Genomic DNA, 7,759 nt, shown 5'->3' with positions numbered 1-7,759 from the left:
AGAAGGCGACCAGGTCCTCCAGCATCGGGTCGTTCACCATGCGCCACCACCAGGCCGCGGTGTCGCGCAGGCCCCAGCGCATCTCGTCCCAGGACAGGTCGCCGGGCCAGCTCTCCCCCACGTCGAACAGCCCCGGGGCGTCGCCCTCGCCCCACTGCGTCACCAGCTCGAACCGCTCGCGCAGCAGGTGGTCCCGCCCGACCGGGACGGCGGGCAGACCCGCACTCCTCAGGAACCCCGCCAGTCCGGGCTGGCTGGCGACGCGCACCTCGTGCCCGGCGGCGCGCAGCGCCCACGCCAGGGACACCATGCCGATGAAGTGCGTCTTCTCCGCGTAGGAGGCGAGTAGTACACGCAAGGGGTCATCTCCCAGATGGAGGGCCGAACCCGCTTCCGGGACCGGGGCGGGCGCCGCGCGGCTCGGCGGCGGAGGAGGGGCCCTCGGCCGCGTCGAGTTCACGGGGCCCGGGATACGGTGCCATTCGTCCGCCGGGAGCGGGTCGGTCCCGGCCCGAATCCGCCGGACCGGAGCATACCGGCGCGGCCTTTCCCCGGAACGTGGAAGCCTTCCCCCGACGGCCTTTCCTGCTCCGGAAAAGTGGCGGCCTACCCGTGGGCTTCTTCAGCGGATGAGAGCTCCGTCCGACCCCGAGTCCCGTTTTCTCCGCGAGAGACACCATGAAACAGGGGAGAGAATGCAGTACACACGCCTTGGCCGGACCGCTCTTGAGGTCAGCCGGCTCTGCCTGGGAACGCTGAATTTCGGCGTGAACACCCCGAGGGACGAGAGTTTCGCGATGATGGACAGGGCCCTCTCCCACGGCGTCAACTTCTTCGACACCGCCAACCACTACGGATGGCAGGTCCACAAGGGCATGACCGAGGAGCTCATCGGCGAGTGGTTCGGCAGGGGCGGCGGACGTCGCGAACGCTCCATCGTGGCCACCAAGGTCTTCAACCCGATGAGCGACTGGCCCAACGACCGCGGCCTGTCGGCCCGCCACATCATCGCCTCGTGCGAGGGGTCCCTGCGGCGGCTGGGCACCGACTGGATCGACCTCTTCCAGATGCACCACGTGGACCGCAACGCGCCGTGGGAGGAGGTCTGGCAGGCGATGGAGATCCTGGTCCACCAGGGCAAGGTCCGCTACGTCGGCTCCTCCAACTTCGCGGGCTGGCACCTGGCGGCGGCGCAGGAGGCCGCCAACCGCAGGAACTTCCTCGGCCTGGTCTCCGAGCAGTGCGCCTACAACCTGGTGACGCGCCATGTGGAGCTGGAGGTGCTCCCCGCGGCGCAGGCGTACGGCATCGGGGTCCTGACCTGGTCGCCCCTGCACGGCGGCCTGCTCGGCGGCGCCATCCGCAAGCTGCGCGAGGGCACCGCGGTCAAGACGGTCAAGAGCCGGGCGATGCAGGCGCTGGAGGAGCGGCGCGAGACGATCGCCGCCTACGAGGACCTGTGCGACGAGATCGGCAGGGACCCCGCCGAACTGTCCATCGCCTGGGTCCTGTCACGCCCGGAGGTGCACTCGACGATCGTCGGGCCGCGCACCCTGGAGCAGTTCGACGGGGCGCTGCGGGCCCTGGAGACGGGGCTCGGCGAGGGGGACGGCGAACGGATCGACGCCCTGTTCCCCCCGGTCGGCAAGGGCGGCCCCGCCCCCGAGGCGTGGTCCTGGTGACCCCGGGGGGGCCGTGGCCGCTCAGGCCTCCCCGGTCCTCCCGGCGCACAGCATCGCCGCGATGCTGCGGACGTCGGTGAACGCGCGGGGGTCGATCCTCTCGGCCCGGATCCGCACGCCCAGGCCGGTGTGGATGTGGTTCATCAGGACGGCGGTGTTGAGGGAGGTGAGCACACCCCACTCCCGCAGCGGTGAGTCCTCGGTCAGCTCGCCGTGGGGGTCGCCGTCCAGGAACCGGTCGCGGACGAAGAGCAGGAGGAGTTCCCGCACCTCCTGCTCGCTGGCGTCCTTCGTCACGTGTTCTCCCTCCGCTCCGGAGCACGCGCCCACCGCGCGAGCTCCAGTCTGTCGGTCTTGCCGTTGGGTGTGCGCGGCAGCGCCTCGGTGAAGCGCACCGCGTCCGGGATCATGTAGGCGGGCAGGTGCCGCGAGGCGTGGCGCTTGAGCCCCAGCACTCCCAGCCGGGCGCCCCTCCTCAGGACGGCGAACGCCGTGATGGCCGCCGTGACCCCGCTCCCGGTCACCACGACGGCCGCCTCCTCGACGTCCGGGCTGCGCTCCAGCGCCGCCTCCACCGCCCCCGGCTCGACGCGGTACCCGCGGACCTTGGCCATGTGGTCGCGGCGCCCCAGGAACTCGAACACGCCGTCCTCGCGCACGCGTGCCAGGTCGCCCGTGGCGTAGGGGCCCTCCACGGGCGGCGCCCCCCAGTAGCCGAGCATCACCGTGGGACCGTCCACCACCAGTTCTCCGGCCTCGCCCGGAGCCGCGGGTCCGCCCGTGTCCGCGCGCACCCAGACGCGGTTGCCCGCGGTGGCCCGGCCGATGGGCAGCGGCCTCCCGTCCTCCAGGTCGGCGGGCACCACCTCGTGGAAGGTGCACGCGTTGGTCTCGGTGGGTCCGTACAGGTTGAGCAGCCGTGCGGGGCTCCACTCCGCCAGGCGCCGGGCGTACTCCGGAGGGAGCGCCTCCCCGGCGAAGAGCACGGCGCGCAGGGCCGGAGGCGGGGGCCGGTCGGCGAGCCCGCCGTCGCGGATCATCAGCACCAGCGCCGAGGGCACGGAGTACCAGACGGTCACGCCCTCGCTGTGGACGAGGTCCACGAGCAGGTCGGGCGCGAAGGAGTACCCCTCGGGGATCAGCGTGACCGACGCCCCCGCGCTGAAGGCGGTGTACAGGTCCAGGACCGACAGGTCGAAGGTGAGCGAGGCGTGGTTGGCGAAGCGGTCCCCCGGCCCCGCGTCCAGCTCCCCGCGGGCCCACTCCACGAAGGCCAGGGCGCCCGCGTGGCTCACCGTCACACCCTTGGGCCTGCCGGTGGACCCCGAGGTGTAGAGCACGTAGGCGGGCGCGTCCGCGGGCGCGGTGCAGGCGGGGACCGGCCCGCTCCGCGCCGGAGGGGCGTCGATGTCGAGGAACGCCGTGTCCGCGCCGAGGCGTCCGCGCAACCGCTCCAGGTCCGCGGCGGCGGCGCAGACCACACGCGGTCGGCAGTCCCCGGCGATCCGCAGGACGTGGTCCGGCGGCATGGCGCCGCTGGCCGGAACATGGACGGCCCCCGTCCGGAGCACCGCCTGGGACGCGGCGACGGCGCGCAGGCCCTTCTCCGCCCAGACCAGGACGCGCTCGCCGGGGCCCGCGCCCAGCGCCGCCAGGTCGGCGGCCATGGCGTCGGCCTCCGCGTCCAGCTCCGCGTAGGTCAGCTCCCGGCCCCCGCAGCGCAGCGCGGTGCGCTCGGGCGCCTCGCGCGCGGACCGGCGGACCAGGTCCTGGAGGTTCACAGGCCCTCCCCCCGGGCGATGATCTCGCGCTGGATCTCGCTCGTGCCCGAGACGAGGGTGCCGGGCAGGGCGTCGCGCAGCCGCTGCTCCATCCCCGTGCCGACGAGGTAGCCGGAGGAGCCGAAGAGCTGCACGGCGTCGAGCCCGTTGGCCACGGCCGCCTCGGTGACCGCGACCTTGGCCAGGGAGACGGCGGTGTCGGCCTCCGGCCTGGCCCGGTCGAGCAGCCAGCAGGCGCGGTAGAGCAGGAGGCGGGCGCCCTCCAGCCTCTGGCGCATCGCGGCCACCCGGTGCGAGACCGCCTGGAACTCGCTGATCGGCCGCCCGAACTGCCTGCGGCCGCGCACGTGCGCCGCGACCCTGCCCATCTGGTCCTCCATGGCGCCCAGGTAGATCGCCGGGAGGCAGGCCCGCTCCCAGGCCATGGAGAACTGGAAGACCGCGTTCCCCTGCCCCTCGGCGCCCAGCCTGAGCGAGGCGGGCACGCGGCAGCCGGAGAAGGTCACCGGCGCCGCCGCGCAGGCGTGCAGTCCCGCCTTGCGCAGTGTCGGGCCGACGGTGACCCCGGCCGTGCCGCGCGGCACGGCGAACGCGGTGACGCCGAAGAAGCCCGCCGACGGGTCGGTGACCGCGTAGGCGACCAGGACGTCGGCCTCGGCCGCGTTGCTCACGAAGGACTTGGTCCCGTCGAGCACGTAGCCCCCGTCCTCCGGCCGGGCCGTGGTCGCCATGGCGTTGACGTCGGAGCCCGCGCCCTCCTCGGTCGCGGCGTTGCCCGCGACCAGTTCCCCGCCGGCCATGCCCCGGAGCAGGTCGGTGACCTCCGGGCCGCGGCCGAACTCGCTCATGGGGACGCCGCAGGCCAGCAGGTGGGCGGCCACCGCGAAGGGCAGACCGGCGTCGGGGCAGGCCGAACCGAGGGCTTCCAGGGCGAGGGCGGTGTCGAGCGCGCCGAGCCCGCCGCCGCCCACGGAGGCGGGCAGGCACGCACCGGTCAGTCCGGCCTCGGCCGCGGTCCGCCACTCCTCGCGGGTCAGCGGCTGGTCGTGTTCGCGGGGCGGGGCCCCGCCGAGGCGGTCCCGGACGAGCGCGGCGACGCGCTCACCCCTCTCCCGCTGCTCGGGGGTCGGGTCGAAGTCCACGGTGTCCCTTCCGTCTCAGGAGCCGGACGGGGGTTCGGCGATCCTCACCACGGCGCAGGAGACCGTCATCCCCGATCCGAGTCCGCCCAGGATGACGTGGTCCCCCGGCCCGACCTCGCCCTCGTCCATGAGGTGGCGCAGGCCGATGAAGGGGTCAGCCGCGCCGATGTGCCCGATGGTGCGGCCGTGTTCCCACGTGGAGCGCTCCATCGGCAGGCCGAGGACCTCCATCCAGCGGTGCTCCACCGCCTCGGGGCCCAGGTTGCCGAAGGCCGCCCGGGAGATGTCCCCGAAACCCACCCCGGCCTCGGCCAGGGTCCGGCCCACCAGCAGCATCATCTTCTTCTGGAGGGTGAACCAGGCGATGTTCACCTCCGGGTCCCGCTCGCCCTGCCGGGCGTGGTCACGGGCCCTGGCCCGGAAGTCGAGGAGCGAGCCGGTGGTCGCCGCGGGCGGGAAGTCCGGCTCACCCGAGCGGTGGTGCTGCTCCAGCTCGGGGACGACCATCGACCCCACCGCGAGCACCCGCGCGGGTCCGGGGCGCCGGCCGAGGAGGACGGAGCAGGCGCCGTCGCCCAGTACGAAGGCGCCCGACCGCCACCGGTCGACGCCCGGGGTGCCGAAGTTGTCCGCGGCGACGAGGAGCGCCGTCGCGTCCTCGGGCGCCTCCCTCAGGTGGGGGACGCACAGCTCCATGGCGGTGAACAGGGCGTTGCACCCCTGGCGCACCTCGGCGGCGATGACGTCGCCGCGGACCAGGTGGTGCTGGAGGTGGTACTGGGGGAACCAGCCGTCCGGGCCCTGGTGCCAGGTGTCGGCGTACAGCAGGACACGCACGTCGTCCGGGCTGGCCCCGGCCCGCTCGAAGGCCTCGCGGGCGCTGCGCAGCGCCATCTCCGGCGCGGGCAGGTCGTCGGCCACGGCGGCGCCGACCATGTCGTGCACGGCGGCCTCCTCCGCCGTCGTGAGGCCCCGTTCGACCGCGGACCGCACGCTCACCCGGGTCTCGGGCAGGTACACGCCGAGGCCGCGGATCCATAGTTCTGGCGTCTTCAAGGGGAACCCTTCCTGTCCGGTCGCGGCGGGCGGCCGGGGCCCGCCCGGATGCGCGCCCGGTCGGCGGCGCGCCCCCGGACCGGGGCGCGGGACGAAGGTAGCGAAGGGCCGGAGCGCGCCCGCCCCGGCCGCCGTCACAGCTCCGGCAGGGGCCACCGGTCGGCTCTGTGGGCGGCCTCCTCGGCCAGGGCGTCGCGCACGGCCCGCACCTCGGCGGCCAGGGGGCGGTCGCGGTCCAGCGGCGGGCTGAGCTCGGCGATCCGGGCCCACGGCCCCGCCTCCTCGGACCGGCCCGAGAGCGCGGCGAGCTGCGCCAGGCCCACGCCGAGCGAACCGACGACGAGCCAGGCCAGCTCGATCGCCTGGGCCACGGAGTTGGCGCCGTTCAGCGCCATCGGCACGTGGTCCTGGTTGCCGTTGTTGCAGGGCAGGGCGGTGAGGCTGGCGGGCGTCACGAGCTGGCGGATGCGCGAGACGAACGAGGTGGCGCTCACCTGGACCCCGGCCAGACCGCTGCCCGCGCCGGGCCGGGGGGTGAGCATGGGGGGCAGGCCCCCGTTGGTCTCCGAGGCGCAGAGCAGGGAGAGCTGCCGGTCGGCCAGGTAGGCGACCTGCTGGAGGGCCAGGCCGATCTGGTCCGAGCACAACCCCACCGGCATCGCGTGGAAGTTGCCCCCGTGCAGGACCTCGTCACCGTGGCTGACCGGGTTGTCGGTGGTCCCGACCGCCTCGCGCAGCAGGATGCGCGAGGCGGCGGAGAGCTGGTCCAGGACCGCGCCCAGCACCTGCGGCGCGCACCGCAGGCTGTAGGGCTCCTGGAGGGGTCGCGAGGGCGCGCGCTCGGCTCCGGCGGGCAGGTCGGACCTGATCCAGGCCGCGACCGCGGTCTGGCCCGCCTGTCCCCGGGCCTCGGCGACACCGTGCGCGTACGCCTGGGGGTTGGCCCCCAGCAGGTCCGCCATCCGCGCCGTCATCATCGCCGAGGCGCGCACGACGTCCTCGACCTGCTGGTGGTTGTGCAGGGTCACCGCGAGGCTGACCCCGCTGCCGTTGACGAAGGAGAGGGCCTCGCGGGCGCTCCAGCGCACGGGGGCGGCACCCAGTCGGGCGAGGGCCTCGTCGGCGGGCACGCGGGACCACCGGCCGGGGCCGTCGGACACCCACGCCTCCCCCTGCCCGGCGAAGGCCAGGGCGGCGCTGGCCAGGGGCTGGAGGTCGCCGCTCGCGCTGACGGTGCCCTCCCTCGGGATGACGGGTGTGAAGCCCCGGTTCCACAGGCCGACGAGCTCCTGCCAGAAGTCGACCGAGACCGCCGAGTAGCCCCGGCGCATGCTGGTGAGGCGCAGCGCGACCACGAGCCTGCTGACCTCGGGCGGGAGCGGCTCGCCCTGGGCGCTGCCGAGGTGGGAGATGAGCCCCTCCCCCTGCTCGCCCGCGGACTCCGCCGCGGGGAAGGCCACGAGCGGGCCGAAGCCGCGCGTGACGCCGTAGACGTCGGCGCCCTCGGCCAGGTGCTTGGCCATGGTCGTGGCGCTGGCGCGCATGCGCGAGAGGTCCTCCTCGGTCCATCCGATGCGCGCGTCCGGTTCGGCCTGGCGGAGGACCTCGGCCAGGCTGCTCGGCGTAGGCGTCAACTGTCCACTCCTTCGGGGCGGGCGCGCGTCGGCTGCACGCGCCGTAGTTTGCCTGTCTCGGAGCGGTCGATCCGCTCCACCGCGCACACCCTCCGGGGGCGGTACGCGATCTGGTCCAGGGCCCGCGCCATCTCGTCGGCGCCCGGGACGCCGTTCTCCCCCGGTACGACCAGCAGGTCGAAGTGCTCCCCCGTCAGGGGGTCGCGCACGGGGACGCAGGCGAGGTCCTCGCATTCCAGGGCGCCGGCCAGGGTCTCCTCCATGGCGTCCAGGTCCAGGCGGCGGCCGTTGACGTTGACCAGCCGGGTCCTGCGCCCGGCGAAACCGAAACCGCGCTCCCCCACGCGGACCACGTGGTCGTCCATGCGGCACTCGGGGCCCGCCGTCCCGTCCTGGGGGCGGGCCAGACGGGGGCTGCGCACCACCAGGGGCGCCTCCGCCGCCGGGGCGGCGGGCCCCCCCCC

At 74.5% G+C, this 7,759-nt stretch carries 6 protein-coding genes and 2 pseudogenes; 1 reads left to right on the top strand and 7 read right to left on the bottom strand.

Annotated elements, in window-relative coordinates:
* Positions 1-358, bottom strand: a pseudogene (locus DQW06_RS11465) (hypothetical protein); the annotation flags it as partial.
* 337 nt (positions 359-695) lie between these two features.
* On the opposite strand from DQW06_RS11465, the gene DQW06_RS11460 reads away from it, so the two are divergent.
* Positions 696-1,682 (top strand): aldo/keto reductase, encoded by a 987-nt coding sequence (locus DQW06_RS11460; RefSeq protein WP_013155710.1) that lies wholly within the window; start codon positions 696-698, stop codon positions 1,680-1,682.
* 21 nt (positions 1,683-1,703) lie between these two features.
* Here the strand turns inward: DQW06_RS11460 and DQW06_RS11455 are convergent, their stop codons facing one another.
* The 6 genes and pseudogenes from DQW06_RS11455 to DQW06_RS29805 all read right to left on the bottom strand — a co-directional run.
* Positions 1,704-1,979 carry a phosphopantetheine-binding protein gene (locus DQW06_RS11455; protein ID WP_071623065.1) on the bottom strand — a complete coding sequence of 92 codons (276 nt, stop codon included), beginning with the start codon at positions 1,977-1,979 and terminating at the stop codon, positions 1,704-1,706.
* The gene (locus tag DQW06_RS11450) at positions 1,976-3,463 is read right to left on the bottom strand and encodes an amino acid adenylation domain-containing protein (protein WP_013155712.1); all 1,488 of its coding nucleotides are present in this window, start codon (positions 3,461-3,463) and stop codon (positions 1,976-1,978) included. The genes DQW06_RS11455 and DQW06_RS11450 overlap by 4 nt, the downstream gene beginning before the upstream one ends.
* The gene (locus DQW06_RS11445; RefSeq protein WP_013155713.1) at positions 3,460-4,605 is read right to left on the bottom strand and encodes an acyl-CoA dehydrogenase family protein; all 1,146 of its coding nucleotides are present in this window, start codon (positions 4,603-4,605) and stop codon (positions 3,460-3,462) included. The genes DQW06_RS11450 and DQW06_RS11445 overlap by 4 nt, the downstream gene beginning before the upstream one ends.
* Before the next feature lie 15 nt (positions 4,606-4,620).
* Positions 4,621-5,661, bottom strand: a complete 1,041-nt coding sequence (locus DQW06_RS11440) for a ketoacyl-ACP synthase III family protein (RefSeq protein ID WP_013155714.1) — start codon at positions 5,659-5,661, stop codon at positions 4,621-4,623.
* Between the two features lie 134 nt (positions 5,662-5,795).
* Positions 5,796-7,295 (bottom strand): aromatic amino acid ammonia-lyase, encoded by a 1,500-nt coding sequence (locus tag DQW06_RS11435; protein ID WP_117198415.1) that lies wholly within the window; start codon positions 7,293-7,295, stop codon positions 5,796-5,798.
* Positions 7,292-7,759: pseudogene (locus tag DQW06_RS29805) on the bottom strand (long-chain fatty acid--CoA ligase); the annotation flags it as partial. The gene DQW06_RS11435 and the pseudogene DQW06_RS29805, both read right to left, overlap by 4 nt.

It is taken from the genome of Nocardiopsis sp. TNDT3 (genome assembly GCF_003427465.1).
Classification (GTDB): Bacteria; Actinomycetota; Actinomycetes; order Streptosporangiales; family Streptosporangiaceae; genus Nocardiopsis; species Nocardiopsis dassonvillei.
Note: the sequence above shows the minus strand (reverse complement) of the source record. Positions and strands in the feature narration are given on the sequence as shown.